At 64.4% G+C, this 26,859-nt stretch carries 22 protein-coding genes; 12 read left to right on the top strand and 10 right to left on the bottom strand.

What is annotated here, in order from left to right; translation table 11 throughout:
- The first annotated feature begins 33 nt into the window (after positions 1-33).
- The 4 genes from MTX34_RS19320 to MTX34_RS19305 all read left to right on the top strand — a co-directional run bounded on the left by MTX34_RS19320 (position 34) and on the right by MTX34_RS19305 (position 5,765).
- Entirely contained in the window at positions 34-894 is an 861-nt protein-coding gene (locus tag MTX34_RS19320) for an MIP/aquaporin family protein (protein WP_243610466.1), read from the top strand.
- Positions 891-2,408, top strand: coding sequence for a glycerol kinase GlpK (gene glpK, locus MTX34_RS19315; protein WP_243594372.1), 1,518 nt, complete (start codon positions 891-893; stop codon positions 2,406-2,408). Before MTX34_RS19320 ends, glpK begins: the two co-directional genes overlap by 4 nt.
- On the top strand, positions 2,405-4,111 hold the full coding sequence (locus MTX34_RS19310) for a glycerol-3-phosphate dehydrogenase/oxidase (RefSeq protein ID WP_243610465.1): 1,707 nt from the start codon (positions 2,405-2,407) through the stop codon (positions 4,109-4,111). Before glpK ends, MTX34_RS19310 begins: the two co-directional genes overlap by 4 nt.
- Positions 4,112-4,250: 139 nt before the next feature.
- Positions 4,251-5,765, top strand: a complete 1,515-nt coding sequence (locus MTX34_RS19305) for an alkaline phosphatase (RefSeq protein WP_243610464.1) — start codon at positions 4,251-4,253, stop codon at positions 5,763-5,765.
- Positions 5,766-5,888: 123 nt separating this feature from the next.
- Here the strand turns inward: MTX34_RS19305 and glgX are convergent, their stop codons facing one another.
- On the bottom strand, positions 5,889-7,931 hold the full coding sequence (glgX, locus tag MTX34_RS19300) for a glycogen debranching protein GlgX (RefSeq protein WP_243610463.1): 2,043 nt from the start codon (positions 7,929-7,931) through the stop codon (positions 5,889-5,891).
- A gap of 123 nt (positions 7,932-8,054) precedes the next feature.
- Between glgX and MTX34_RS19295 the strand changes: the two genes are divergently transcribed.
- A complete protein-coding gene (locus MTX34_RS19295; RefSeq protein WP_243610462.1) occupies positions 8,055-10,445 on the top strand; it encodes an ATP-binding protein in 2,391 nt (796 codons plus the stop codon).
- Between the two features lie 90 nt (positions 10,446-10,535).
- Here the strand turns inward: MTX34_RS19295 and MTX34_RS19290 are convergent, their stop codons facing one another.
- A complete protein-coding gene (locus MTX34_RS19290) occupies positions 10,536-10,916 on the bottom strand; it encodes a DUF5313 family protein (protein ID WP_243610461.1) in 381 nt (126 codons plus the stop codon).
- Entirely contained in the window at positions 10,913-11,365 is a 453-nt protein-coding gene (locus MTX34_RS19285) for a MarR family winged helix-turn-helix transcriptional regulator (RefSeq protein ID WP_243610460.1), read from the bottom strand. The genes MTX34_RS19290 and MTX34_RS19285 overlap by 4 nt, the downstream gene beginning before the upstream one ends.
- A 243-nt stretch (positions 11,366-11,608) precedes the next feature.
- On the opposite strand from MTX34_RS19285, the gene MTX34_RS19280 reads away from it, so the two are divergent.
- From MTX34_RS19280 to MTX34_RS19250, 7 genes are all read left to right on the top strand, one after another.
- Positions 11,609-12,586: an alpha/beta hydrolase family protein gene (locus MTX34_RS19280; RefSeq protein WP_243594366.1), complete on the top strand. Its 978-nt coding sequence runs from the start codon at positions 11,609-11,611 to the stop codon at positions 12,584-12,586.
- A gap of 165 nt (positions 12,587-12,751) precedes the next feature.
- Positions 12,752-14,236: a phenylacetaldehyde dehydrogenase StyD gene (styD, locus tag MTX34_RS19275; protein WP_243610459.1), complete on the top strand. Its 1,485-nt coding sequence runs from the start codon at positions 12,752-12,754 to the stop codon at positions 14,234-14,236.
- A gap of 237 nt (positions 14,237-14,473) precedes the next feature.
- Positions 14,474-15,043, top strand: a complete 570-nt coding sequence (locus tag MTX34_RS19270) for a TetR/AcrR family transcriptional regulator (protein WP_243610472.1) — start codon at positions 14,474-14,476, stop codon at positions 15,041-15,043.
- A 91-nt stretch (positions 15,044-15,134) separates the two neighbouring features.
- A complete protein-coding gene (locus MTX34_RS19265; protein ID WP_243610458.1) occupies positions 15,135-17,081 on the top strand; it encodes a primary-amine oxidase in 1,947 nt (648 codons plus the stop codon).
- Positions 17,074-18,507 (top strand): APC family permease, encoded by a 1,434-nt coding sequence (locus MTX34_RS19260; RefSeq protein ID WP_243610457.1) that lies wholly within the window; start codon positions 17,074-17,076, stop codon positions 18,505-18,507. Before MTX34_RS19265 ends, MTX34_RS19260 begins: the two co-directional genes overlap by 8 nt.
- A gap of 11 nt (positions 18,508-18,518) precedes the next feature.
- Positions 18,519-18,995: a DUF5134 domain-containing protein gene (locus tag MTX34_RS19255; RefSeq protein ID WP_243610456.1), complete on the top strand. Its 477-nt coding sequence runs from the start codon at positions 18,519-18,521 to the stop codon at positions 18,993-18,995.
- A 125-nt stretch (positions 18,996-19,120) separates the two neighbouring features.
- Positions 19,121-20,641, top strand: coding sequence for a GMC family oxidoreductase (locus MTX34_RS19250; protein WP_243610455.1), 1,521 nt, complete (start codon positions 19,121-19,123; stop codon positions 20,639-20,641).
- Between the two features lie 30 nt (positions 20,642-20,671).
- On the opposite strand, the gene MTX34_RS19245 is transcribed toward MTX34_RS19250, so the two are convergent.
- From MTX34_RS19245 to paaA, 7 genes are read right to left on the bottom strand one after another with little or no spacing between them, the layout of a single operon-like run.
- Positions 20,672-21,577 (bottom strand): helix-turn-helix domain-containing protein, encoded by a 906-nt coding sequence (locus MTX34_RS19245; protein WP_243610454.1) that lies wholly within the window; start codon positions 21,575-21,577, stop codon positions 20,672-20,674.
- 1 nt (position 21,578) lies between these two features.
- Positions 21,579-22,886: a phenylacetate--CoA ligase PaaK gene (gene paaK / locus MTX34_RS19240; protein WP_243594358.1), complete on the bottom strand. Its 1,308-nt coding sequence runs from the start codon at positions 22,884-22,886 to the stop codon at positions 21,579-21,581.
- 18 nt (positions 22,887-22,904) lie between these two features.
- Positions 22,905-23,999: a 1,2-phenylacetyl-CoA epoxidase subunit PaaE gene (paaE, locus tag MTX34_RS19235; protein ID WP_243610453.1), complete on the bottom strand. Its 1,095-nt coding sequence runs from the start codon at positions 23,997-23,999 to the stop codon at positions 22,905-22,907.
- Complete coding sequence (gene paaD / locus MTX34_RS19230) at positions 23,999-24,460, bottom strand: 1,2-phenylacetyl-CoA epoxidase subunit PaaD (protein WP_243610471.1); 462 nt, start codon at positions 24,458-24,460, stop codon at positions 23,999-24,001. Before paaD ends, paaE begins: the two co-directional genes overlap by 1 nt.
- Positions 24,461-24,501: 41 nt before the next feature.
- Complete coding sequence (gene paaC / locus MTX34_RS19225) at positions 24,502-25,419, bottom strand: 1,2-phenylacetyl-CoA epoxidase subunit PaaC (protein ID WP_243610452.1); 918 nt, start codon at positions 25,417-25,419, stop codon at positions 24,502-24,504.
- Positions 25,420-25,447: 28 nt separating this feature from the next.
- Positions 25,448-25,810 (bottom strand): 1,2-phenylacetyl-CoA epoxidase subunit PaaB, encoded by a 363-nt coding sequence (gene paaB / locus MTX34_RS19220; protein WP_032379886.1) that lies wholly within the window; start codon positions 25,808-25,810, stop codon positions 25,448-25,450.
- On the bottom strand, positions 25,807-26,754 hold the full coding sequence (paaA, locus tag MTX34_RS19215; protein WP_032379887.1) for a 1,2-phenylacetyl-CoA epoxidase subunit PaaA: 948 nt from the start codon (positions 26,752-26,754) through the stop codon (positions 25,807-25,809). Before paaA ends, paaB begins: the two co-directional genes overlap by 4 nt.
- Positions 26,755-26,859: the final 105 nt, after the last annotated feature.

Genomic DNA, 26,859 nt, shown 5'->3' with positions numbered 1-26,859 from the left:
GGCGTGCATCACCAACTTTGCGGAGGCTACACAATGGCTCGTAAGGAACCGGAATGGGGACTGCCGGCGCACATGGCTGCCGAGTTCGCCGGAACCATGATTCTCATTCTGTTCGGCGTCGGCGTCGGCGTCGTCGCGCAGGTGGTCTCGGGCGGTGAATCGGGGAGTCTCGGAGACCACGATTCGATCGCCTGGGCCTGGGGGCTGGGCGTGATGTTCGGCATCTACGTCGCGGGCCGTATCACCGGCGCGCACCTCAATCCCGCGGTCACCATCGCGTTCGCACTCTTCCGCGGCTTCAGCTGGAAGATGGTTGCGCCCTACGTTCTCGCGCAGACCGCAGGTGCCTTCGTGGCCGCACTGCTGGTCCGCTGGAACTACAACGACATGATCAACGCAGTGGACCCCGGGCACACCACGGCCACTCAGACGATCTTCTCGACGCTTCCCGGAAACGGAACGTTGCCCGTCAGCGTGTCCTCGGCGCTGATCGATCAGATCATCGGCACGGCGATCCTGCTGTTCCTCATTGTGGCCGTGACCGATTCGCTCGGTACCGCACCGATGGCCAACATGGCTCCGCTGATCGTCGGCCTCATCGTCGTCGCCATCGGCTTCGCATGGGCCACCAACGCCGGATACGCGATCAATCCGGCCCGAGATTTCGGACCTCGCCTGGCGTCGTACATCACCGGATACGGTGGAGCCTGGCGAGATCAATACGGCGGCCTGTACTTCTGGGTCCCGATCGTCGGACCTCTCGTAGGCGGACCGATAGGAGTGATCCTGTACGACTTGCTCATCGGTAGGAACCTCCGCAAAGAAGAAGGTTCGACGCCCGAGCCGCCCTCACGACTCCCAGCAGACACCCAGACCACAGGAGAGAAGCCATGACCGAGTTCGCAGGAAAGTACGTCGCCGCGATCGATCAGGGAACCACGTCTTCACGCTGCATGATCTTCGATCACGCGGGTGCCGTCGTCGCGGTCGATCAGAAGGAACACCAGCAGATCTTCCCGCAGGCCGGATGGGTCGAGCACGACGCGTCGGAGATCTGGGACAACGTGCGTGCCGTCGCGGCCGGTGCCATGGCTGCTGCGGATCTGACGCGCGAGGACATCGCCGCTGTCGGTATCACCAACCAACGTGAGACGGCGCTGGTGTGGGAGCGCGCGACGGGCAAGCCGATCTACAACGCCATCGTCTGGCAGGACACCCGTACCGATCGCATCGCCACCGCCCTCGGTGGGGGCGACGCCAACAAGTACACCGCCAAGACCGGCCTGCCTCTTGCCACCTACTTCTCCGGCCCCAAGATCAAGTGGATCCTCGACAACGTCGACGGCGCACGAGCGAAAGCCGAAGCGGGAGAACTGTGTTTCGGCAACATGGACACGTGGGTGCTGTGGAACATGACCGGCGGTACCGACGGCGGACTGCACTACACCGATCCGACCAATGCCTCGCGCACCCTGCTGATGGATCTCGACACCCTGCAGTGGGACGAGGGTATCTGTGCAGACATGGGCATCCCGATGTCGATGATGCCCGAGATCCGCTCGAGTTCCGAGGTGTACGGCACCGGCCGCGAGCGCGGTCCGTTCCGCGGAGTGCCGATCTCCGGCATCCTCGGCGATCAGCAGGCAGCAACGTTCGGGCAGGCCTGCCTGTCTCCCGGTGAGGCCAAGAACACCTACGGCACAGGCAATTTCGTGCTGCTCAACACCGGCACCGAAAAAGTCATGAGCAAGAACGGCCTGCTGACCACGGTCTGCTACAAGATCGGCGACCAACCGACGGTGTACGCACTCGAAGGTTCCATCGCCGTGACGGGTTCGTTGGTGCAGTGGCTGCGCGACAACCTGGGCATGATCTCCTCGGCCGCCGACATCGAGACCGACGCACGGTCGGTGGACGACAACGGTGGCGCGTACTTCGTGCCTGCATTCTCCGGCCTCTTCGCTCCGCACTGGCGAGCGGACGCCCGCGGTGCCATCGTGGGACTGACGCGCTTCGTCAACAAGGGCCACCTGGCCCGTGCCGTGCTCGAGGCCACCGCGTACCAGACGCGTGAGGTCATCGAGGCCATGAACGCCGACTCCGGTGTCGATCTCGAGGTGCTCAAGGTCGACGGCGGAATGGTCGTCAACGAACTGCTGATGCAGTTCCAGTCCGACATCCTCAATGTGAAGGTGGTGCGGCCCGTCGTGGCCGAAACCACTGCTCTCGGAGCGGCATACGCTGCCGGACTCGCCGTAGGCTATTGGGAGAGCGAAGACGATATTCGCGAGAACTGGGCCGAGGACAAGACATGGACCCCGTCCATGGACGAAGACCAGCGGGCAAAGTTGTACGCCGGCTGGAAGAAGGCAGTAACACGTACTCTCGATTGGGTTGATGAAGAATGAGTTCCAGCACACCGGTTCTGAGTCCACAGGCACGAGCGGATGCGTTGTCGCGGATGGAGGCCGAAGAGCTCGACATCCTGGTGATCGGCGGCGGCGTCGTCGGAGCGGGCACCGCACTCGATGCCGTGACGCGCGGACTGAAGGTCGGTCTGCTCGAAGCGCGTGATTACGCGGCCGGCACATCCAGCCGCTCGAGCAAGCTGTTCCACGGCGGTCTGCGGTACCTCGAGCAGTTCAACTTCGCGTTGGTGTTCGAGGCGCTCAAGGAGCGATCGCTGGTGCTGAACAAGCTGTGCCCGCACCTCGCTCGCCCGGTGTCGTTCATCTACCCGCTCGAGAAGGCGATCGACCGTCCGTACGTCGGGCTCGGCATCGGCGTGTACGACGTCATGGGTGCCGGACGCGGCGTGCCGAGCCACCACAAGCACCTCGGCAAGAAGAAGACGCTCGAGTCCTTCCCGTCCGGCAAGCGCTCGGCGATTCGCGGTGCGGTGAAGTTCTACGAGGGTCAGGTCGACGACGCACGGCACACGATGATGCTCGCTCGTACCGCAGCTGCCTACGGCGCGTTGTGCGCCAACAGCACTCGCGTCACGGGATTCCTCAGGGAGGACGACAAGGTTGTCGGCGTCGTGGCCAGCGATCTCGAAACGGGCCGCTCCTTCGAGGTCCGGGCCAAGCAGGTCATCAATGCGGCCGGTGTCTGGACCGACGAGGTGCAGCAGATGGTCGGTGGCCGTGGACAATTCCAGGTTCGCGCGTCCAAGGGCGTGCACCTGGTGGTACCGCGCAATCGCATCAACAGTGCCACCGGCATCATCACGCGTACCGAGAAGAGTCTGCTGTTCGTCATCCCGTGGGGCAGTCACTGGATCATCGGCACCACCGATACCGACTGGAAGCTCGATCTGGCTCATCCGGCCGCGAGCCAGAGCGATATCGACTACATCCTGGGCCACGTGAACAAGTTGCTCGCCGATCCGTTGGACCGCACCGATGTCGTCGGTGTGTACGCCGGACTGCGACCGTTGCTGTTCGGCGAATCCGATTCCACCAGCACTCTCTCCCGTGAGCATGCAGTGTCCAGCCCGGTACGAGGGCTGACGGTGATTGCCGGTGGCAAGTACACCACCTATCGCGTGATGGCCAAGGACGCAGTCGATTCCGCGGTGCACGGACTCGAGCGGACGGTACCGAAGTGCGTCACCGAGGACATTCCGCTCGTCGGTGCCGACGGTTACCTCGGTGCGTTCAACTCGCGCAATCTGACGGCCGAACGCACCGGTATGCGCGTCTCACGCGTCGAGCACCTGCTCGGTCGGTACGGCACTTTGATGGGTGAACTGTTGGAGATGATCGACGCCGATCCCGAGCTCGGTAAGCCTTTGGAGAGCGCGCCGGAGTACCTCAAGGCAGAGGTGGTCTATGCCGCCAGTCACGAGGGCGCACAACACCTCGACGACATCCTGACCCGACGCACCCGCATCTCCATCGAGGTACCCGATCGTGGTGAAGCGGCGGCCGAAGAGGTGGCTCGACTGGTTGCGCCGATCCTCGGCTGGGATGATCAGCATGTGGCCGAGGAGATCGAGCACTACCGGCTTCGTGTTCTGGCAGAACGGGATTCACAGCAGCAGCCCGACGACGACACGGCCGATGCAGCACGACTCGGAGCGCCGGACGTGCGCCTCGGGGTGAGCTGAGCTCTTCGGTCGTAACGGTTCGACGAGGTAGCGCCGCAGGGTCGGGCTCGGAAGTTGTCTGTCCGACCCTGTGGCCGCACACTCGGCTGTCTGCCTGAGCGCTACGAGCCGTTCATGTCGATGCTGGACGGTGGACGGCATGCAGCTCACCCGTCGATCCCTTCTCAGATATGCCGCTCTCGGTGCCGCTGCCACGCCGGTGCTGGCGTGCAGCCCGGCGTTGGTTCGCGCCCGGCCGATACTGACACACGGAGTCGCCAGCGGTGATGTGCGTGCCGACGGAGCGCTGGTGTGGGCACGTTCCGATACTCCGGCGACGATGATCGTCGACACGTCCGCGACGGACTCGTTCTCCTCGGTGTCGACGATGCGCGGGCCACTGCTGACCCCGCAGTCCGACGGCACGGGAGTGCTGCGCCTCACCGGATTGCCTGCGGGACAGAAGGTTCACTATCGTGTCACGCTCGAGGGCGAGGACGGTGCGACGTCGGAACCCGTGACCGGAGTGTTCTCCACAGCTCCCGACCGCCCATCCGACATCCGCTTGTTGTGGGGTGGCGACACCGCAGGCCAGGGCTACGGCATCAACCCCGATATCGGTGGTATGACCATCTTCTCGGCGATGGCCGACAGGCAGCCGGATCTGTTCCTGCACAGCGGCGATGTCATCTATGCGGACGGCCCGCTCGAGGAGCGCGTGACACTTCCCGACGGCCGTATCTGGCGAAACACCATGAGCGAGGCCAAGTCCAAGGTCGCCGAGACGCTCGACGAGTACCGCGGACAGTACGCCTACAATCTCACCGACGACAACTACCGCCGCTTCAATTCGTCTGTCGCTCAAATGGTCCAGTGGGACGATCACGAAACCGTCAACAACTGGTACCCCGGTGAGATCCTCGACCTCGAGCAATACACGGTGAAAGAGGTGGACGTGCTGTCGCGGAGAGCGTTGCAGGCGTTTCACGAGTGGTTGCCCATCGCGCCAACGGAAGCCGTCGACGGCCGGGTGTACCGCAAGATCGCGTACGGGCCGCTGCTCGACGTCTTCGTCCTCGACATGCGCACGTACAAGGACGCGAACGGTGCGAACACCGCTGCGTCAGGGGAGATCCTCGGCTCGGCGCAGCGTCAGTGGTTGATCGACGAGCTGTCCCGCTCCACCGCGACGTGGAAGATCATCGCGAACGACCTGCCCCTCGGACTCGTCGTGCCTGATGGGAAGGACGCGCAGGAAGGCGTCGGCAACGGCGACTCCGGTGCGCCACTGGGGCGTGAGACCGACATCGCACAGGTGCTCACCGCGATCGACCGGAACGACGTCACCGGCACCGTCTGGCTCACAGCCGACGTGCATTACACAGCAGCGCACCACTATTCGCCGGAACGAGCCGCCTACCAGGAATTCCGCGAGTTCTGGGAATTCGTCAGCGGGCCACTCAACGCAGGCGCGTTCGGTCCCAACGACTTGGACGGCACCTTCGGCCCGGAGGCAGTGTTCGTGCACGCGCCGCCGGAGCAGAACGCGTCACCCCTCGACTCGTTTCAGCATTTCGGTGAGGTGCTCATCGACGGGGACTCGCGCGAACTCACCGTCAATCTGTGCGACGGGACCGGGGCCGTGCTGTTCACGAAGGTACTGCCTGCCGCTTGATCGGCCCGAGTGGGAATCTCGTACGCCCACACGTGCGCTCGCGTCCGGCCCGACGGTTCTATCGCGCGGGCCGGACGGTCCGAGTCCGAGGGATGGAATCAGTGTTGTCGAACGGTGGACAGGTCAGCCCTGCAGCAACGTGAACGAATGCTCGCGGATCAGGATCGACGGGCCACCGGACTCGTAGGCCTGGTCCGGGTCACTCGAGGTCGACTGACTCCACTTACCCTCCGGCAGAGTGAATTCCACTGTTGCAGAGGAGCTGTTGACCATCCACGCGAAGGCTGCGTCACCGTCGCCTCCACGCATCAGAATCAGAATGCTCTGTGCGTTACCGTCCGCCCAATCCTCGTCGGCCAGCTTCTGGCCGTCGGCTCGGTAGAAGTCGACCGTATCGGGACCGGCCCCGTCTTCGTCGGAATCGCTGTCGTGCCGGAACCACGTGGGGCGCAGAGCCGGGTGCTCGTCACGGAGCGCGATGAGGTGGGTGGTGAAGTCGATGAGATCCTGGTCGGCCGTGCTCCAATCGAACCAGGACACCTCGTTGTCCTGGCAGTACGCGTTGTTGTTGCCGTTCTGCGTTCGGCCCAGTTCGTCACCGCCCAGGATCATCGGAACGCCGGCCGAGAGCAGCAGTGTGGCAAGGTGATTGCGTTGCTGGCGGGCGCGCAGCGCATTGATTCCCTCGTCGTCGGTCGGGCCCTCGGCTCCGCAACCCCACGAGCGGTTGTCGGATTCGCCGTCCTGACTGTCCTCGCCGTTCTCCTCGTTGTGCTTGTCGTCGTAGGAGTTGAGGTCGGCCAACGTGAAGCCGTCGTGTGCGGTGATGAAGTTGACGCTGGCCAACGTGGGTCGACGGGTGCTCTCGTAGACGTCCGGGCTGCCGGTGACGCGCTGAGCAAGTGCGGGTAGCGTGCCGCTCTCACCGCGCCAGAAGTCACGGACGTCGTCGCGGAACTTACCGTTCCACTCCGACCAGCGGGCCGGGAAGCCGCCCACCTGGTAGCCCTGGGTGTCCCACGGTTCGGCGATGAGCTTGACCGGGGCGAGCGTCGGATCCTGATGGACGAGGCTGAGGAACGCGCTGTGCACGTCCAGGTCCGAGTCCTGACGAGTCAGGGTGCTCGCGAGGTCGAAGCGGAAACCGTCGACGTGCATCTCGGTCACCCAGTAGCGCAACGAGTCCAGGATCAGTGCCAGGGCCGCGGGGTGACCGACGTTCAGGCTGTTGCCGGTGCCGGTGGTGTCGTAGTACGCACTTCGGTCGTCGTCGACCAGTCGGTAGTGCGAGCCGTTGTCGATTCCCTTGAGCGAGAGCGTCGGTCCGAGGTGATTGCCCTCGGCGGTGTGGTTGTAGACGACGTCGAGAATGACCTCGATGCCGTTGTCGTGCATAGCTTTGACCAATGCCTTGAACTCGTCCACCTGGCCGCCGGTGTCGCCGCTGCTGCTGTATTCGTTGTGCGGCGCGAAGAAGCCGACCGAGTTGTAGCCCCAGTAGTTCCGTCGCCCCTCTTCGAGCAGGTGCGAATCCTGGACGAACTGGTGGATCGGCAGCAACTCCACTGCCGTGACCCCGATACGCTTCAGATGGGCGATGGCGGCCGGGTGGGCCAAGCCGGCATAGGTACCGCGAATCTCTTCGGGCACATCGGGATTGGTAGCGGTGAAGCCCTTCACATGCACTTCGTAGACGACGGTTCGATCCAGCGGTGTCCGCGGCGACTCGTCGTCCTCCCAATCGAAATTCGATTGCACGGCAATGGAATACGGCATGTATGGGGCCGAGTCCTCGTCGTTGCGGGTCTCCGGCTCGTCGTGCAGATGCGAGAAGACCGCCTCGTTCCAGTCGACCTGGCCGGTGACGGCGGTGGCGTACGGGTCGAGCAGCAACTTCGCCACGTTGTGCCGCAGTCCCGACGCGGGATCCCACGGGCCGTCGACGCGTAGCCCGTACCGCGAACCGGGCGTCACGTCGGGAACCAGATCGTGGAAGACGTGACCGGTGCGCAGAGTCAATGGCGTTGTACTGCGCTCTGTTCCGTCGTCGTTCAGTACGACCACGGACACGGAGTCCGCAGTTTCCGAGTAGACGGCAAGGTTTGCGCCGTCGTTCGACAGACGCGAGACGCCCAGGGGGTACGGGAGACTTGATGAGGAGGGCATGCTTGCCCCAGTACCCCCGCTGAGGATGAGCGAAACGCCTGCATACCTGGCGCTCGGCTACTATCGATGCCGAGATTGCGACCGCCGAACTCCCGCGGAACGCTGGTTACGAAGGACGAGGCAATGAACTCCGCACGACCCGACGACGGTTCGGCCCGCCCTGTCGAGCTGTTTCCGGGTGACAACGCCACCGACGCCACGTTCCGGGAGCTGGACTGGACGGCGACCGAATTGGGGCCGGTGGACCAGTGGCCGTACGAGCTGGTGACGGCCGTGCGCACAGTCATGCCGTCGACAATCCCGATGCTGATCTGGTGGGGTCCGCATCTGGTGCAGATCTTCAATCACGCCTACACGAACTTTCTCGGGGCGAAGTTCCCCGAGGCTGCAGGTCAGCGTGCCAGTGACTGTTGGTCCGAGATGTGGGACTACGTCGGCGGACTGTGCGCGCAGGTGGTGGACGGTCGCGAGCCGGTGCACGGTGTTCGGCAGATGTTCGTCCTGGAGCGATACGGCTACCTCGAGGAGACGTACTGGACATTCTCGTACAGTCCGATCTTCGGTCCGAATCGGACAGTCCTCGGGGTGTTCGTCGCCACCACCGAGGTGACGATGCAGGTACTGGGCGAACGCCGGATGCACGCGTTGCTCCGGCTCGGGTCGCTCGACATGGGCGACGGGACCGGCCCACCGGGCATCGCCCGCGCCGCCGTGGAAGTTCTCGGAAGCGAACCCCGTGAGTTCCCGCTGGTAGCGGCCTATCTGCGCGAGGACCTGGCCGAGAACGGTCGGCTGACACACATCGCCACGAGCGGCGACACCGGCTGCGAGGCGTCGACGTGGGAGTACGCAGACGTGGTTCGGGTGGTCGACGGATCGGTCCCCTGCGAGGTCACGGAGGTCGTCGGTAACGTGCCGCGAGCGGTCGTGACGCCGCTGACGATGGCGGGCCGGATCGAGCCGGTCGGGGCCCTGCTGATCGGTGTCAACGGACATCGCGTCGTCGACGACTCGATCGTGTCGTTCTGCGGAGTGGTGGCCGAACGCGTATCGACTGCGCTGACCGCCTCGCAGGCCTTCGAGATGGAGCGGCGACGCGTCGTGGCGCTGGCCGAGGCAGATACGGCGAAGTCGCGGTTGCTCGAGACCGTGGGCCACGAGTTCCGAACGCCGCTGACCCTGCTCGCCGGACCACTGGACTCGGTGCGCGAGAGTGCGTCCTCGCAGTTGAGCGAACCCGATCGACAGTCCCTCGACGTCGTCCATCGCGCAGCGGTGCGACTGCGCCGACTCGTCGACGATCTGTTGGATGTCGTCACTGCCGATGCGGGCCGACTCGAGGCTCGACTCGAACCCACCGACCTCACCGCGGTGACGCGCGACTGCGCGACGCTGTTCGCGGCGGTGGCGTCGGACAGTGGTCTCGAGCTCGTCGTCGATACGCCCGAGAACGTCGTCGTGCTCACCGACGGTGAGATGTGGTCGAAGATCGTGTTCAATCTGGTCGCGAATGCCGTCAAGTACACCCCGTCCGGTCGGGTATCGGTGCGGCTGAACGCCGAGAACGACACCGTCCGCCTCGTGGTCGCCGATACCGGGCTGGGGATTCCCGCCGACGAGCTGTCGCTCATATTCGATCGGTTCCACCGAGTCGAGCACGCGGACGCACGCAGTATCGAAGGATTCGGCATCGGCCTCGCGCTGGTATCGGACCTGATCACGGCCTTGAACGGGCGCATCGACGTGGAGAGCGAGGAGGCCGTCGGGAGCACGTTCACCGTGGTCGTGCCGCGGGTGCCCGTCGAGGCCGCTACGGGGGTCGAACGATCGGCAACACCCACCGATTCGGTGTCCGCGATCTTTTCCGCCCACGAATCGACGACGGCGACTACTGGTCGAGCGGACATCCTGCTCGTCGAAGACAACGTCGACATGCGCGACTACCTCGTGCGACTACTGACCGGCGAAGGATGGACGGTCGCCACCGCACGCGATATCGAGATCGCACTCGACCTGGCTCGATCGACGCCACCGGGAATCGTGTTGACCGACGTCATGCTCCCCGGGCGTAGTGGCCTGGACCTGGTCGACGACATCCGCCGTGACACCGATCTGCAGCGTGTGCCGGTGATCCTGTTGACCGCGCGAGCCGGAACCGACTTCGTGCTCGACGGCCTGGGCCGCGGTGCCGACGACTACATCGTCAAGCCGTTCCAGGATCGAGAACTCGTGGCCCGCGTCCGGGTACACCTCGAACTCTCCCGTATGCGCGAGCAGATCCTCGTCGAAAGCGGCAACCAGGCCTCGACGCTGCGGGCAGCCCTCGACACCCGCGGAACGATCGGCCGGGCACTGGGAATCCTGATGTCGGTGTATCGCATCGACTCGGACGCGGCCTTCACCCAACTGACCGAACTGTCGCAGAACTCCAACCGCAAAACCCGGGACCTGGCCTCGATGATCATCGACGACTTCACCGCCGGACTGAGCAACAACGGTCGACCGCCGTCCTGACCTACCCCCGGCCGAGTCCACCAAATGTGACATCGACCCCCCGAAAAGTCCACCGAACGTGACATCGAGTGCCCTCGGGGGTGGCGGCACTCAGTGATTGCGGCGGTAGTTCTCTCGCTCGCGTTCCATCTCGGCCATCTTCTTCGGGCTCTTCAGATCGGCCGGCAGCCCGTGGATCTCGAGGCGCCGGGCGCGGTTCTGGTCCATGTAGGCCGCCGTGTAGAACAGCGCGAGCAGCAGGCTGAGCAACACCATCGAGGCGCGTAGCCAGATGGCGCCGGGGAAGAGAACGAAGAATCCGATGAAGATCGGCAGGAACGGAATCATCGACCGCAGGATGTGACGCGGTGTCGCTCCCGGCCCGACGAGGTCGCGTCGAACCCAATCCTGCATCTCGTCGGGGAGTTTGCGGCCGAGGACGGCGTACCCCAGCCATTGGCCGGGGGACGGACGGGTGCGGTTCTTGTTCATGACAGTGCTCCTGCTGCGATGGCGGCGTCGTTGACGCGGGTGAGGACGCGTCGTAGATCGTCGAGTTCGGCGAGTGACGCTCCGAGCTTCGACACGACGGCGGGTGGGATTTTTTCGGCCTCGGTCCGCAGCGCGGCTCCGGCCGGGGTGAGGGAGACCAGCAGGACGCGCTCGTCCGCGACGCTTCGATTGCGGGTGAGCAGCCCCATCGATTCCAGACGCTTGAGAAGTGGCGAGAGAGTGGGGGAGTCGAGTTGCAGTGCCGATCCGATGGCTTTGACCGACATCGGCGACTCTCCCCACAGAGCCAACATCACCAAATACTGCGGATGCGTCATTCCCATCGGCTCGAGCAATGGCCGATACACCGCGAGCACCGCACGGTTGGCGACGGCGAGCGCGAAGCAGACCTGGCGATCGAGCGCGAGCGGATCTTCGGTGGTGGTCACGGGGACCAGGCTACGCAAACTTCTTCGTGCACTAACTATTAGTGGACTAATCGATCGATCGTCGCAGATTCGATGCCCGAAAAGCGTTCAAAAGAAGGGGGAATGCCCGTACGACGCGGGGTTGTCATAGTGCCGGTCGGTCCGGATTTCTTCTTCGCATATTCGGCGTTCCATCCGGTTGGTTGCTGTGCAATGCTCCATGTCGATTCCCCGTTTACTGTGACAAACCCCGAGAGGATCGCCATGCGTCGTCGACGCATCTTCACCCCGTTCGTCGTCGTCGCAGCCTTGACCTTGTCCTCGACGGCCGTGGCGACCGCCGCTCCTGATGCCCCTGTCGCCCGGATCGTCGACACGTCGATCGCGTCGGACACCCTGCGGACTCTGAGTGTCGAATCGCCGGCCATGGGTGCCGTCGTCGACGTCCAGGTACTCACCCCGGCAGTGCAGACCGGCTCGCGGCCGACGCTGTACATGCTCAGCGGAATCGGTGAGGAAGACCCGAACAACAGCATGTGGCTACGCAAGGGTGGAGCGGCCGAATTCTTCGCCGACAAGAACGTGAACGTCGTACTACCGCTGGCCGGCCCGGGCAGTTTCTACACCGACTGGCAACGGGACGATCCGAAGCTCGGCCGATACCAGTGGGAGACGTTCCTGACCGAGGAGCTCCCGCCGCTGATCGACGCAGCCGTGGACGGGAACGGACGCAACGCGATCGCGGGACTGTCGATGGGAGCGCAGTCGGCCATGATGCTGGCCGCTCGTAACCCGGATCTCTACTCCGGGGTGGCGTCGTACAGCGGTTGCTTCGCGTCGTCGGAGCCGTTGGGCCAGGCGAGTATTCGCGCGATCGTCGGAGCATTCGGCGGAAATGCCGACAACATGTGGGGCGGCCCGCTCGATCCCGCATGGGTGGAGCACGATTCGGTCGTCAATGCCGAGAGCCTGCGCGGCACCGACGTGTACGTGTCGGTGGGCACAGGAGCGCCGGGGCGGTACGAAAGTTTCGATACCGTAGAAGCTTTGGACGTGGTGGTGATCGGCGGAATCATCGAGGTGGGGGCGAACTACTGCACCCATCGACTGGCCGATCGTCTGAATCAGCTGAACATTCCCGCCACCTTCGACTTCACCGAGACCGGAACCCACTCGTGGCCGTACTGGGTGGACCAGTTGCCCAAGAGTTGGCCGACACTGGCTGGGTCACTCGGGATCTGAGCCGGGCTGTTCGACGAATCCAGCCGCCGCATCGGCTGGAGGACGGTGCGCATCTGTCGCACAATGTGTGCGCGATCACACAAGACCTTCTCGCCTGTCCGGGCGCAGTCTGGACCGGACACGCGACAGGTGCCGCGATCGGCACCCGAGAAGGAGCTTGGAAATATGACCGCAGTTCAAGAATCGGCCGCACCGTCGTTGCCGACCGGCACCGCCACCGAGCTCTACATTGCGGGCCAGTGGCGCGGTGCATCCGACGGAGGCACCTTCACCGACATCAACCCCACCACCGAACAGCCACTGGCCGAGGTAGCTGCTGCCACGGCATCGGACGTCGATGCTGCGGTGCGAGCGGCTCGCGCCCAGCTCGGCGGCGAATGGGGTGCGACGCCCGGAGTGGTCCGCGGTCAGCTGCTCAACCGAATTGCCGATCTGATCGAGCGCGACGGCGATCTCCTCGCTCGCCTCGAAGCCCTCGACGTCGGTAAGCCGGTCGGCCAGCCGGCCATGCTCGACATTCCCAATGCCGCAGCCACTTTCCGACACTTCGCCGGCTGGGCCGACAAGATCACCGGAAGCTCCATCCCGACGGCAGGCTACTTCGGGAAGCCGACGCACTCCTATACCGTTCGTGAGCCCGTTGGTGTGATCGGCATGATCGTCCCCTGGAACACCCCGCTGATGATCGCGGCATGGAAACTCGCGCCTGCGCTGGCCACCGGAAACACCGTCGTTGTCAAGCCACCGGAGGACGCCCCGCTGTCCATCCTGCATCTGGCGCGTCTGATGAACGAGGCAGGTCTACCCGACGGAGTCGTCAACGTCGTTCCAGGTCTAGGTGAAGTGACCGGCGACGCCTTGGTCGGACATCCGGACGTCGACAAGATCAGCTTCACCGGAAGCCCGCGGGTCGGCAAGCTCATCGCGAAGAAAGCTGCCGACACGTTCAAGCGAACAACTCTCGAGCTCGGCGGCAAGTCCCCACAGATCATTCTCGAGGACGCGGATCTCGAAGCGGCGATCAACGGGACCGCGATGGGACTGTTCTTCAATCAGGGCCAGGTGTGCGCCGCCGGCACGCGAGTGCTGGTGCACCGCTCGTTGTACTCGCAGGTGGTCGACGGATTGGCCGCTGCGGCGTCGGCCCAGGTTCTGGGCGATCCTTTCGATTCGTCGACGACGATGGGGGCACTGGTCAACGCGAAGCAGCGGGACAGCGTCCTCGGGTACATCCAGTCCGGACGCGACGGCGGAGCGCGTGTGGCAGCCGGTGGCGGCCGTCCCGACGGTGCCGGGTACTTCGTCGAGCCGACGATCTTCGCCGACGCGAACAACGACATGAAGATCGCCCAGGAGGAGATCTTCGGACCGGTCGGAACGGTGATTCCGTTCGATACGGCCGACGAGGCCATCGCCATCGCCAACGGCACGGTATACGGACTCGCCGCGAGCATCTGGACCCGTGACGTCTCGCGCGCCCACACTCTCGCGGCTCGGGTGCGCTCTGGAGCGGTGTGGGTGAACGGTTGGGCCGCAATCGATCCCGCACTCCCGTGGGGCGGCATGAAGACCAGTGGCACCGGCCGTGAGCTGGGATGGGCCGGCATCGAGGCCAACACCGAGGAGAAGGTCGTCACGATCGTTCTGTAGAGCTTCGCAGGTGAGGAGCTGACGCAGGTGAGCGGAACTTCGTAGCAGGGGTCGAAGTTCCGCTCACCTGGGGTAACGCGGTGTTTACCGAAGGACACGCGATCCGTAACGAACAGGTCGCAAGATTTAGTTCAACGGACGTAGAACAACGTTCGAGCGAATCGGAAGGCGATGATGACGATGCCCGAACCCTAGGTCCGAGCAGGGAGCCGCTACCGTAGGGCTGTGCCGAAGCTCGTGGATCACGACGAACGCCGCCGCGCGATCACCGCGGCAACCTGGCGTTTGATCGCTGCCAAGGGGATCGATGCCGCGAACATGCGGGACATCGCGACCGAGGCGGGATACACGAACGGTGCGCTGAGCCACTACTTCGCGGGCAAGGACGAGATCCTCCGAACTGCATTCGAGCACGTCTTCGAGGCAACGAACCGCCGAATCGACGAAGCTCTCGGTGATGCAACAGGATTTGATGCCCTCCGCATCTTCTGTCGAGAAGTGATGCCGACGACCGCAGAGACGCTGCTCGAGGCGAGAATTGCAGTGTCGCTGTGGCAGCGCGCGATGTACGACGAGCACATGGACGATACGAACCATCGATCCCTGGTGTCGTGGCGGACGCGGATGGCGGAGTTTCTCGAGCAGGCCCGCGCGGAAGGTGACGCCGGCGATTTCGATGTCGATCTCGCCGTCGAAATGTTGCTCAACATGATGATGGGCATGCAGATTCTCGGCGTGCTCACCCCCGATGACACCACTGCCGACCGGCAGTTCGAGATGCTCGACCGGTTCATAGCTCAGCTGTAGCCACCCCGTGTGCGGGCTGCTCGCATCCCTTCCGCAGGTCTTCTTTATTCAACGTCTGTAGAACCAATACCCAACACCGCGAGGAACACCCATGCCAACCCTCACGCCCCACGCAATCGACCACGCCTTGTCCTTGCCCACCGAAGACGAGATCGCCCAGGTTCGCGCCATCGTCGACGCCGCCGGATTCGTCACGGCCGCAACCAGGTTCGTCTACGTCGGACTCGACGAACCGGACAAGGCCGAGTTGTACGTCGCCGAACCGACCACCCGACGTGCCTTTCGGGTGCTGTTGCACGACATCTCTACACCCGATGCCGTCGACCTTCTGGTATCGCTGGACGACCGCGAGGTGATCGCTTCCACTCGGCTCGACGCGATCCGTGACGGCCAGATGCCGGTGCTCGACGAGGAATTCGAGCTCGTCGAAAGTGTGCTCTCCACCGACCCGGACTGGCTCGCCGCGCTGGCTGCCCGTGGACTGGACGTGGCCAACGTTCGAGTTGCGCCGTTGTCTGCCGGGGTGTTCGACTACCCGGGTGAGCATGGTCGACGCATACTGCGCGGCTTGGCATTTCGTCAGGACTACCCCACCGATCATGCCTGGGCACATCCCATCGACGGTCTGGTCGCGTTCGTCGACGTGATGAATCGGACGGTGGACAAGGTCGTCGACCTGGGTGCGGTTCCGATCCCGGAGGAGTCGGGCAATTTCGACGATCTGTCCGTCACCGGCCCGCTGCGTACTACGCAGAAGCCGATCGAGATCACCCAACCCGACGGTCCGAGCTTCACGGTTCGAGGCAATCGCGTCGACTGGGAGAAGTGGTCGTTCAGAGTCGGCTTCGACGTGCGTGAAGGTCTGGTGCTGCACCAGATCGGCTTCGAGGACGGGGGTGCCGTGCGTCCGATCATCCACCGCGCCTCGATCGCAGAAATGGTTGTGCCCTATGGTGATCCGTCGCCGGTACGGTCGTGGCAGAACTACTTCGACACCGGTGAGTACCTGGTGGGACGGTACGCGAACTCACTCGAACTCGGCTGCGACTGCGTCGGAGACATCACGTACTTCGATGCCGTGATCGCCGACGAATTCGGCAATCCGAAAACGCTGACCAATGCCGTGTGCATGCACGAGGAGGACTTCGGGGTGCTGTGGAAGCACACCGATCTGTGGTCGGGCTCGCAGGAGACCCGCCGCCAGCGCCGACTCGTGATCTCCTTCTTCACCACCATCGGCAACTACGACTACGGCTTCTTCTGGTACCTGTACCTCGACGGCACCATCGAATTCGAGGTCAAGGCAACAGGAATCGTGTTCACGTCCGGGCATCCCGGTGGTGACTACCCCTACGCGACAGAGATCGCCCCGGGGCTCGGAGCGCCGTGCCACCAGCACCTGTTCAGTGCGCGACTCGACATGATGGTCGACGGCATCGGCAACTCCGTCGAGGAGATCGAGACCCGCCGAGTGTCGATGGGCCCGGACAACCTGCACGGCAATGCCTTTGCTCTGCAACACACACCGCTCGCCACCGAAGCCGAGGCGCAACGCATCGCCGACGGCAGGGTCGGCCGCGTCTGGCACGTCACCAATCCGACCTCGATGAGCCGGCTCGGAAAGCCCGTCGGATACACGCTGCACCCCGAGGGGCAGCCGCTGCTTCTCGCCGACGACAACTCGTCGATCGCACGACGCGCCACGTTCGCCACCAAGCATCTCTGGGTGACGCAGTTCGATCGGAAAGAACGTTATGCCGCAGGCGATTTCGTCAACCAGCATCATGGGGGAGCGGGTCTGCCCGCGTTCGTCGAAGCAAACCGCAGCCTCGTCGACGAGGACATCGTGCTGTGGCACACCTTCGGGCTCACCCACTTCCCGCGCCCCGAGGACTGGCCGATCATGCCGGTGGACTACACCGGCTTCAAACTGAAGCCTTCAGGATTCTTCGATCGCAACCCCACCCTCGATGTGCCGAGAACCACGTCCGCGCACTGCACCGCCACGAGCTGCGAGAGCGGTGAGCAGAATGTCTGACAGCGAACCGAATTCGACGGCCGGCGCACTGCGTGGATCCATCGGTGTCGTCGGAATCGTGTTCCTGGTCATCGCGGCTGCCGCGCCGCTGACCGCCATCGGCGGGGCTCTGCCGGTCATGATCGCCACCGGCAACGGTGCAGGTGCTCCGCTCGCCTACATCGTCGCGGCGATCGTCCTGCTGATCTTCAGCGTCGGCTACGCGGCCATGAGCCGGCACATGGTGGACACCGGTGCGTTCTACGCCTACGTGGAGAAAGGGCTCGGCCGAACCATGGGCCTCGGTGCTGCGGGTCTGGCGCTGCTGACGTACACCGCTATTCAAGCGGGGATCTACGGCCTCGCCGCGTCGACCGTCGACAGCCTGGTCGTGAAGTACGGCGGATCCGACCTGCCGTGGTGGTTGTGGGCGCTCGGTCTCGTCGCGATCGTGGCGCTGCTCGGCTACCGCAGCATCGATCTCGGTGCCAAGGTGCTCGGGGTGCTGCTGGTGCTCGAGATCGGCATCATCGTGATCCTGTCGGTCGCGGTGTTCGCCAAGGGCGGCGCCGCCGGCATCGACGTCGAATCATTCACTCCCTCGGCCTTCTTCAGCGGATCTCCAGGAATCGCTCTGATGTTCGCCATCGCCTCGTTCATCGGCTTCGAGGCCACCGCGATCTACGGCGAGGAGGCGCGTAACCCCACGCGAACCGTTCCGATCGCGACCTACGCCGCCGTCGTCACCATCGGACTGGTGTACGCGGTGTCGAGTTGGGCCGTCGTGCTCGCCTTCGGCAGTGCGTCCGTCGCGCAGGCCGCTGCCGACGACACCGCGGGGCTGACCTTCGCCGCTGCCGCCCAATACCTGGGGCCCATGTCTGCGGACATCATGGAAATCATGTTGGTCACCAGTCTCTTCGCTGCACTCCTGGCGTTCCACAATGCAATCGGACGGTACGTGTTCGCACTGGCCCGCAAGGGCGTCGCCCCGTCGATGTTGGCACGCACCCACTCTCGGCACGGCTCCCCGCACATGGGATCGCTGTTCCAGACCGTCTCGGCAGTTGTGGTTCTCGTGGTCTTCGCATTGGCAGGTGCAGACCCGGTGTTGGAACTGTTCACCTGGATGTCCGGACTGGCCACCGTGAGCATTCTGGTTCTGATGATCCTCACCGGCTGCGCGATCATCGCGTTCTTCCGTCGATCGACCGTGGATACCCGCACCTGGCACACCGTTGTCGCCCCGGCCCTGGGAACCGTGGGGCTGGTGGCGATCCTGGCCCTCGTGCTGGACAACTTCACGCTGCTCATCGGCGGTTCGGCAGTGCTCGCCGCCCTGCTGTTGATCGTCGTCGCGGCGTCCTTCGCGGGAGGAACAGTGACGGCACGAGTGACCGCACGGAACCCCGCGGACAGCCGCCGAGACCTAGAGCCGACGGGCTGACACCGATGGTCATGACGGTGCTGATGGCACTCGGTGCGGTGGGAGCGGTTCTTCCCCTGATCGGACGCCGCAACCACACGGGGCGGGTCCGGTGGGCTCACCTGTGCATGGGCACCGTCATGGCCGCCATGGTGGTGTTCGGCATGGACCCATCTGTGGCGCTGATATCGATACTCGCTCTCGTTGCGGCTGCCGTCCACGTCACCGCAGACCGGCCGAACAGAACTCGATCGATTCCGTGCGCGGTGGATCTGACCTGCATGGCTGTGTTGTTGATGATGCTGCCGTCCATGCATTCCCACGCGGACCCGCAGGCGTCCACGCGGCACCGGCACGGAGTCGAGACGGATCCGAGGATCATCGCCGCGCTGCTTCTGGTGGCTTGGACGGCCATGACGATCCACCTGTTGGGCACGAGCCCGCCCGGACGACGAGTGACCGCAGGTTCCGCGTTGATGATTCTGGGAATGGCGCCGATGGTCTTCTGACGGCGCTCCGATCGCTCGCTCTCGATGGTGCGCATCTGACCCAGAATGTGTGCGCACAGCGACATGTTTGTGCACGCGGATTCGACCACTGTTGTGTCGACGGTCACAACAGAAAGAGACAGCGCATGTCGACGGATTACATCGTAGTGGGAGCAGGATCAGCCGGGAGCGTCATCGCCAGAAGGCTCCTCGACGCGGGACACACCGTCCACGTGATCGAGGCCGGTCCCGTGGACACCGATCCGGCCATCCACTCACCGCAGGGCTGGCCGACGCTGTTGGGCGGACCGCAGGACTGGGGACTGTTCACGACCCCGCAGAAGCATGCCAACGATCGGCGGATCTTCTGGCCCCGCGGGCGCGTCCTCGGTGGCAGCTCGTCTCTCAACGGAATGATCTACGTCCGGGGGCATTCGAGCGATTACGACGGGTGGGCATCGGCCAGCGGTGACGCCGGATGGTCGTGGGAGAACGTGCTGCCGCTGTTCAAGCGTTCGGAGTCACACGAACTCGGTGCCAACGAGTTCCACGGCGGTGACGGGCCACTGCCGGTGTCGATCATGGGTACCCCGCATCCGCTGGCGGCAGCCTTCGTCGACGCGGCCGTCGAGCACGGGCACAAGCTCATCGACGACTTCAACGCCGACGAGATGGTCGGTGCGGGCTACAACCACACCACCACCCGCGACGGCGAGCGGATGAGCGCGTGGAAGAGCTTCGTCGGACCGGTGCTCGACAACCCTGGACTGACCTTCACCACCGGAGCGCTCGTCCACCGGGTGGTGCTCGAGAACGGCCGAGCGGTGGGAATCGAGTTCAGCCGGGGCGGTTCCGAGCTGGAGCGATCGTTCGCCGATCAAGAGGTGATTCTGTGCGGCGGAGCTCTCGGCTCACCGAAGACGTTGATGCTCAGTGGAATCGGGCCTTCCGGGCACCTGGCCGAACTGGGAATCGACACAGTCGTCGACCTGCCGGGCGTCGGCGAGAACCTGCACGACCATTTGCTGCTGAGCAACATCTACGAGTCGCTCGAGCCGCTCGCCGCCGGCACCAACAATCTGCTCGAGGCGCAGCTGTATGCACGCAGCACCGGATGGTCCGGTGCTGCACCCGATCTGCAGCCCCTGTTCATGCACATTCCGTATCCGGCAGACGGATACCCGGTGCCCGAGAACGGTTACACCATCGCACCTGGGATCGTCGCTCCCCGCTCGCGGGGGACCCTGCGGTTGGCGTCCACGGACCCGAGTGAACTGCCACTGGCGGATCCGAACATCCTGGCCGATCCGTACGACCTCGAAGCGATGGTCGACGCGGTGGAGATCTGCCGCGAGATCGGTGCGTCCGACGCGTTCGCTCCGTGGCGCAAAGCGGAGGTGGTTCCGGGACCGGGTGCGCGTACTCGCGACGACCTACGGGCCTACGTCCGACAGACCGCCGGTACGTACCACCACCAGGTCGGCACCTGCAAGATGGGAGCCGAGTCGGACGCCGATGCCGTTGTCGGAGGAGACCTTCGGGTTCGCGGCGTCGAGGGGCTACGGGTCGCGGACGCGTCGATCATGCCCACGGTGCCGTCGGGCAACACCAACGCGCCGTCGATCATGGTGGGTGAGCGGGCCTCGGATCTGATCCTCGGGAGGTGACTCGTAGTCGGGTGAGGGCGACCTCTGCCCTCACCCGACGCGATACTCGCGCGGCGACACGCCGTACGTCTCCTTGAACAGCTTCGAGAAGTTCGAGGAATCGATCAAACCGTTACGCGCACAGATGGTTCCGATACTGTCTGCGGTGAAGCGTGGATCCCGGAGTTCGCGGTGGCATCGGTCGAGTCGTCGTGATCTGATCCAGCCGGCCACCGTGCGGCCGTCGGACTCGAACAACTTCTGCAAGTAGCGCGTCGAAATATGCAGTCGCGCAGCGATCGACGCCGTGGACAGCGTGGGATCGGACAGTTGCGACTCGACGAGACTCTTGGCCTCGATCAACAGTGTCGAACCCGGTGCTTCGTGGGGAGCTACGTCGTCGAGAGCGGCGCAGAGCAGATCGAGGACAGCGTTCTCCAGCATCGGCGTCGACGGCAGAGTTCCGTCGGCGGCGTTGCGGCGCAAATTGAACAGAAACGGCGAAACAAGCGCGCCGACGCCGTGATCGCCCTCGATACGCCGCGCCGCAACGGTCGTCAACTCACGGGAATCGATGCGCAGCGCGTCGCGCGGGAACATCACCACGAACATCTCGAAGTCCCCGACGAAATGAAGATCGTACGGGGCGCTGGTGTCGTACACCGCGAAGTCGCCCGGCTCCAGCACGGCCTCTCGGTCGTTCTGTACCAGCGTGCCGCGGCCGGTCAACTGCAGGCCGACCTTGATCAGACCGGGATCGGCGCGCTTGATGGTGGCGCGTGTGCGGCGGACGTCCACCTCGCGGCCCGCGACCTCGCTCAGTTGCAGCGAACCCAACGTCGACGACACCAGGGTGCCCTGGAACGGAGACTGCCCGGTGGACACAGCGTCGAGCGGCACGAACGCCGTCGAGACGTTCTCGCGCCATTGCTCGAAATCCTGTGCCACCGGGCTCATGTCATACGGCCGGGCGATTGTCTATCAGCCTGCGGGCCTTACCGATCGAACGCTCCAACGCGGCCTGCGGCAGTACGTCGACGTTCACCGTCACACCGATCCGGTTCTTGACCAGCTTCTGCAGCGTCACGCCCAGAACGGCGTACTGATCGGACGGCACATCGGGTCTGGCCTCCACCCGCACCGTCAGGTTGTCCATTCGGCCTGCGCGATCGAGCACGCACTGGAACTGCGGTGCGAGCGCGGGGACACCCAGGATGAGCTCCTCGATCTGCGTCGGGAACAGGTTGACGCCGCGCAGGATGATCATGTCGTCGGTACGGCCGGTGACCTTCTGCATCCGACGCATCGTGCGGGCCGTGCCCGGCAGCAGACGCGTCAGATCCCGGGTGCGGTACCGCACGATCGGCATCGCTTCCTTGGTCAGGGAAGTGAACACCAATTCACCCTCCTCGCCGTCGGGCAGGACTTCGCCGGTCACCGGGTCGATGATCTCCGGGTAGAAATGATCCTCCCAGATGTGCAGTCCGTCCTTGGTTTCGACGCATTCCATCGCCACACCCGGTCCCATCACCTCGGACAGGCCGTAGATGTCGACGGCATCCATCGCCAGAGTGTTCTCGATTTCGGTGCGCATCTCCTCGGTCCACGGCTCGGCACCGAACACTCCGGTCGTCAGAGACGTCGAGGCGGGGTCGATACCCTTCTTCACCATGGCGTCGACGATCGTCAACATGTAGGACGGGGTGACCAGGATGGCGTCGGGCTCGAAGTCCTGGATCAGTTGGATCTGTCGATCGGTCATGCCACCGGACATCGGAATGACCGTGCAGCCCAGCCGTTCTGCGCCGTAGTGGGCACCGAGGCCGCCGGTGAAGAGCCCGTATCCGTAGGCCACGTGCACCTTGTCGGAGGGCTTGACGCCACCCGCGCGAAGGCTGCGGGCGATGAGATCGGCCCAGTTGTCGATGTCCTTGGCGGTGTAGCCGACGACGGTGGGTCGCCCGGTGGTGCCCGAGGACGCGTGAATGCGTGAGACCTGGTTCTGCGGCACGGCGAACATGCCGAACGGGTAGTTCGCCCGCAGGTCCTGCTTGGACGTGAAGGGGAACTTCGCCAGATCGCTCAGGTCCTTCAGATCGCTGGGATGTACACCGGCATCGTCGAACGCCTTCGTGTAGTGCGCCACGTTGTCGTAGGCGTGCTGCAGCGACCACCGCAGGCGCTCGAGCTGCAGCGTCGAGATCCGGTCGCGGCTGGCGTGCTCGATGTCGGGGCTGTCGGTCGGGGTGGACAAGACGCTGGTCATGATTGCTCTCTCGTGGTCTCAGGCGTCGAAGTCGACGGTGACGGTGTCGCTGACGGGGAAGGTTTGGCAGGTGAGCACGAAGCCGGCGTCGACCTCGTTGTCCTCGAGCGCGTAGTTGCGGCGCATGTCGACCTCGCCGAAGGTCACCTTCGCGCGGCACGTGCCGCACACGCCGCCCTTGCATGCGAACGGCAGATCCGAGCGCAGCTGCTCTGCCGAATCGAGGATCGACTCGTCCTGAGGCAGTGCGCCTTTCACCTCGCGGCCGTCGAGGATGATCGTGACCTCACTGCTGGGCCCGGTGATCCCCGGCTCGCGGTGCGTCTCCTGCGGCGGGGGTACGTCGTCGACGTAGAACAGCTCGGCGTGAACGCTGCTCTTGGCCACGCCCAGGTCTGCGAGGACCTGCTGGGCATCGGTGACCATCCCGAACGGGCCACACAGCCAGAAATGATCGATGTCCGGTGTCGCGACGACGGTGTCGAGTATCTCGCGCAGTCGTTCGGCGTCGAGTCTTCCGCTGAACAGTTCGACCTCGCGCGGCTCCCTGGACAGGACGTGAATGACGTCGAACCGGCTACCGTACTGGTCCTTCAGGTCCGCGATCTCCTCGGCGAACATCACGGTCCGGGTCCGCCGATTGCCGTACAGCAGAACCACTTCGGCGTCCGGGTTGGCAAGAACGGAGGCAGCGATGGACAGCATCGGTGTGATGCCGGAACCGGCCGCGATCAGGACGTGCCTACCGGCCTGGGTGGGATCCGCATGAAAGGTGCCGGTCGGACCCTGGACGTCGATGCGGTCGCCGGCCTTGACCTCGTGGACCAGCCACGAGGAGAACAAACCGTCGCTCACCTCACGGACACCGACGCGGGGACGCGCACCGGCCGGAGCGCAGATGGAGTAGGAGCGGCGATGTTCGACGCCGTCGACGGTGCGGCTGAGCATCAGGGATTGTCCCGGGCGGAAGTCGAATTCGTCCGTGAGGTGGTCGGGCACGTCGAACGTGACGGCTACGGCGTCGTCGCAGAGGGATTCGACGTCAGCAACCGTCAGGGTGTGAAAGGGCTTGTTGCGCAGGTTCTTCAGTTCCGACTCGGCAGTGACGGTCATCAGATTTCCTTCACGTGGTCGAAGGGCTCGAGGCAGTCGTCGCACCGGTACTGGGCTTTGCACAGCGTTGCGCCGAATTCGGATGTGAGATGGGTGTTCGCGGAACCGCACTGGGGGCAGTCGATTCGGCGCGGCTTCACGGTCAGGGTCAACGGAACCGGGCCGGAGGTGCGAGCGGGAGCCGGTCCTGGTGTGGAGTAACCGGTCTCGCGCAGCTTGCGCAGGCCCTCCTCGGAGATCCAATCGGTACTCCACGCGGGGGAGAGGCTGGTGACGATCTCGACATCCGCGTAACCGTGATCCTGGAGCTTGTGGGCGATATCGTCGCGCATCGTCGCCATCGCGGGGCATCCGGAGTACGTCGGAGTGATCGTGACGAGCACACTGCCGTTCTCGCGTACCTCGACGTCGCGCAGGACGCCGAGATCGTCGAGGGTGAGCAGTGGCATCTCGGGGTCCATGACGGTCGCGGCGATCTCGCGTGCGGTTTTCTCGAGTGTGGTCACCAGACTCCCTCCGGATGGGCCCTCGCCACGACCTGCATCTCGGCGATCAGCGGTCCGAACGCCTCGGTGTGGATTCCACGCCGACCGCCTCGGCCGCCGATGGTGCCGACGGACTTGCCCTCGGGTGCATCCAATTCTGCTGCATGCAGTACCTGCGCCAGAACGGAATCGAACTCCTCGCGAACGTCGCGTGGGTCGACGGCGACACCGACCTCAGCCAGCGCGATCTCCTCGTCCGTCGGGACGAACAGTTCGGAGACGTACGGCCAGATGCGCGTCACGGCCTCGTGGACGCGTCGCTTCGATTCGTCGGTTCCGCAACCGAGGGTGACGACCCATCGAGCCGCGTAGTCACGGTGGTAGGTCAGTTCTTTGACGCCCTTGTTCGCGACAGCGGCGAGAACGGGATCGCGGGATTCCTGCAGGCGAGCGAAGACAGCGAGCCGCCACGTCGAGAACACCAGCAGGCGCACCTGAGATTTGGCGAAGTCACCGTTGTCGAGCTCGGTGAGCCGAACGTTGCGGAAGTCGGCGTCGTCGCGGAAGAACGCGAGAGCATCCTCTGCGGGTGCGGGCGAGGTAGCCGAAACGACCGGCACCACCGTCGGATCGGCTTTCGCGGCGCGGGCCAGCAGCAGCCGGGCCTGCCCGAGCAGATCGAGGCCGACATTGGCCAGCGCCACTTCTTCTTCGAGCTCCGGTGCGCGAGTGCTCCACTCGGCGAGGCGCTGCGAGCTGATCAGCGCATCGTCACCGAGCATGAGGCAGTATGCGGCAAGAGCTTTCAGGTCGACGTCGTCGGGAACGGTGGTATCGACGCCGGCGAGCGGATCGTCGAAGCTCGTCCCGAATGCCCACTGCCCGTGCGAGTCCTCGTCGACGAGGCCCTCGTAGGCGCTGTCGTGATCGGTCATGAGTGCTTGTCCTCTTGAAGTATGGGTCTCACATGTGGGGGACGTTGTCGGGGATCTCGTAGAAGGTCGGGTGGCGGTAGACCTTGTCGCCACTCGGTGCGAAGAACGGATCCTTCTCCGACGGCGACGACGCGACGATCGAATTGGACGGAACCACCCAGATGCTGACGCCTTCGTTGCGGCGGGTGTAGACGTCGCGAGCGTGACGAAGTGCCATGTGGTCGTCGGCAGCGTGGAGTGATCCGACGTGCACGTGGTTCAGGCCGCGCTTGCCGCGTAGGAACACCTCGTACAACGGCCAATCGGCCTTGACCGCTTCCCTTTTCGGCTCGACCGGAACACCCTCGGTGGGCACTGCTCCGTGGCCGCCCTCTGCGGTGAACTCGCTCATGATGCTGCGTTCCTTTCGGCAAATGCGGTCGCGGCCTCGCGGACCCAGGCTCCGCCGTCGTGGGCTGCTCGACGGTTCGCAATGCGCTCGACGTTGGAGGCTCCGTTGCCCTTGATCACCTGCATGAACTCGGACCAGTCGGGCTCGCCGAAATCGTGCGACTTGCGCTCCTCGTTCCACTTCAGGTCCGGGTCGGGGAACGTGACTCCGAGTGCCTTCGCCTGCGGGATCGACATGTCGACGAAGCGTTGGCGCAGTTCGTCGTTGGTGTGGCGCTTGATGCCCCACTTCATCGACTGCTCGGTGTTGGGGGACTCGTCGTCCGGCGGGCCGAACATCATCAGTGCCGGCCACCACCAGCGGTTGACGGATTCCTGCACCATGGCGCGCTGTTCGTCGGTGCCGCGCATCATCGTCGCGAGCAGTTCGTAGCCCTGGCGCTGGTGGAACGACTCCTCCTTGCAGACGCGGATCATCGCGCGTGCGTACGGCCCGAAGCTGCTGCGGCACAGGGGAACCTGATTGCAGATCGCCGCACCGTCCACGAGCCAGCCGATGGTACCCACGTCGGCGTACGTCAGGGTGGGGTAGTTGAAGATCGAGGAGTACTTCTGCTTGCCCTCGATGAGCTTGACCGTCAAGTCGGCGCGGTCTGCCCCGAGCGTCTCCGCGGCGGAGTACAGGTAGAGGCCGTGGCCGGCTTCGTCCTGCACCTTTGCCATCAGGATCGCCTTGCGGCGCAGCGACGGCGCGCGGGTGAGCCAGTTGCCCTCCGGCTGCATTCCGATGATCTCGGAGTGCGCATGCTGAGCGATCTGGCGGATGAGCGACTTGCGATAGCCGTCGGGCATCCAGTCGCGGGGCTCGACGCGCTGCTCACGGGCGACGGTGTCGTCGAAGCCGTCCTGCAGCGTCTCGGCGGACAGGGTGTTTGACGTGGTCATAAGTCCTACTTTCATTACCGAATGATCGGTTGGTAACCAGTATGCCCGGAAGTGACCCCGGGCACAAGAGCGGCTTCGCCGCACGTGCGCGAAACTTCGTAGCAG

The sequence above is a fragment of the Rhodococcus sp. ARC_M5 genome, from assembly GCF_022810405.1.
Taxonomy (GTDB): Bacteria; Actinomycetota; Actinomycetes; order Mycobacteriales; family Mycobacteriaceae; genus Rhodococcoides; species Rhodococcoides navarretei.
This window is presented reverse-complemented; position numbering and strand designations above follow the sequence as displayed.

Excerpts from the sequence above, each read along its gene's own strand:
- paaA (WP_032379887.1), bottom strand. The coding sequence starts at position 26,754 with ATGACCACGTCAAACACCCTGTCCGCCGAGACGCTGCAGGACGGCTTC.
- MTX34_RS19320 (WP_243610466.1), top strand. The coding sequence starts at position 34 with ATGGCTCGTAAGGAACCGGAATGGGGACTGCCGGCGCACATGGCTGCC.
- MTX34_RS19280 (WP_243594366.1), top strand. The coding sequence starts at position 11,609 with ATGCGTCGTCGACGCATCTTCACCCCGTTCGTCGTCGTCGCAGCCTTG.
- glgX (WP_243610463.1), bottom strand. The coding sequence starts at position 7,931 with ATGCCCTCCTCATCAAGTCTCCCGTACCCCCTGGGCGTCTCGCGTCTG.
- MTX34_RS19310 (WP_243610465.1), top strand. The coding sequence starts at position 2,405 with ATGAGTTCCAGCACACCGGTTCTGAGTCCACAGGCACGAGCGGATGCG.
- paaE (WP_243610453.1), bottom strand. The coding sequence starts at position 23,999 with ATGACCGTCACTGCCGAGTCGGAACTGAAGAACCTGCGCAACAAGCCC.
- MTX34_RS19260 (WP_243610457.1), top strand. The coding sequence starts at position 17,074 with ATGTCTGACAGCGAACCGAATTCGACGGCCGGCGCACTGCGTGGATCC.
- paaK (WP_243594358.1), bottom strand. The coding sequence starts at position 22,886 with ATGACCAGCGTCTTGTCCACCCCGACCGACAGCCCCGACATCGAGCAC.
- MTX34_RS19290 (WP_243610461.1), bottom strand. The coding sequence starts at position 10,916 with ATGAACAAGAACCGCACCCGTCCGTCCCCCGGCCAATGGCTGGGGTAC.
- glpK (WP_243594372.1), top strand. The coding sequence starts at position 891 with ATGACCGAGTTCGCAGGAAAGTACGTCGCCGCGATCGATCAGGGAACC.
- MTX34_RS19245 (WP_243610454.1), bottom strand. The coding sequence starts at position 21,577 with ATGAGCCCGGTGGCACAGGATTTCGAGCAATGGCGCGAGAACGTCTCG.
- MTX34_RS19265 (WP_243610458.1), top strand. The coding sequence starts at position 15,135 with ATGCCAACCCTCACGCCCCACGCAATCGACCACGCCTTGTCCTTGCCC.
- MTX34_RS19250 (WP_243610455.1), top strand. The coding sequence starts at position 19,121 with ATGTCGACGGATTACATCGTAGTGGGAGCAGGATCAGCCGGGAGCGTC.
- paaD (WP_243610471.1), bottom strand. The coding sequence starts at position 24,460 with ATGGACCCCGAGATGCCACTGCTCACCCTCGACGATCTCGGCGTCCTG.
- MTX34_RS19295 (WP_243610462.1), top strand. The coding sequence starts at position 8,055 with ATGAACTCCGCACGACCCGACGACGGTTCGGCCCGCCCTGTCGAGCTG.
- paaB (WP_032379886.1), bottom strand. The coding sequence starts at position 25,810 with ATGAGCGAGTTCACCGCAGAGGGCGGCCACGGAGCAGTGCCCACCGAG.
- styD (WP_243610459.1), top strand. The coding sequence starts at position 12,752 with ATGACCGCAGTTCAAGAATCGGCCGCACCGTCGTTGCCGACCGGCACC.
- MTX34_RS19255 (WP_243610456.1), top strand. The coding sequence starts at position 18,519 with ATGACGGTGCTGATGGCACTCGGTGCGGTGGGAGCGGTTCTTCCCCTG.
- paaC (WP_243610452.1), bottom strand. The coding sequence starts at position 25,419 with ATGACCGATCACGACAGCGCCTACGAGGGCCTCGTCGACGAGGACTCG.
- MTX34_RS19305 (WP_243610464.1), top strand. The coding sequence starts at position 4,251 with ATGCAGCTCACCCGTCGATCCCTTCTCAGATATGCCGCTCTCGGTGCC.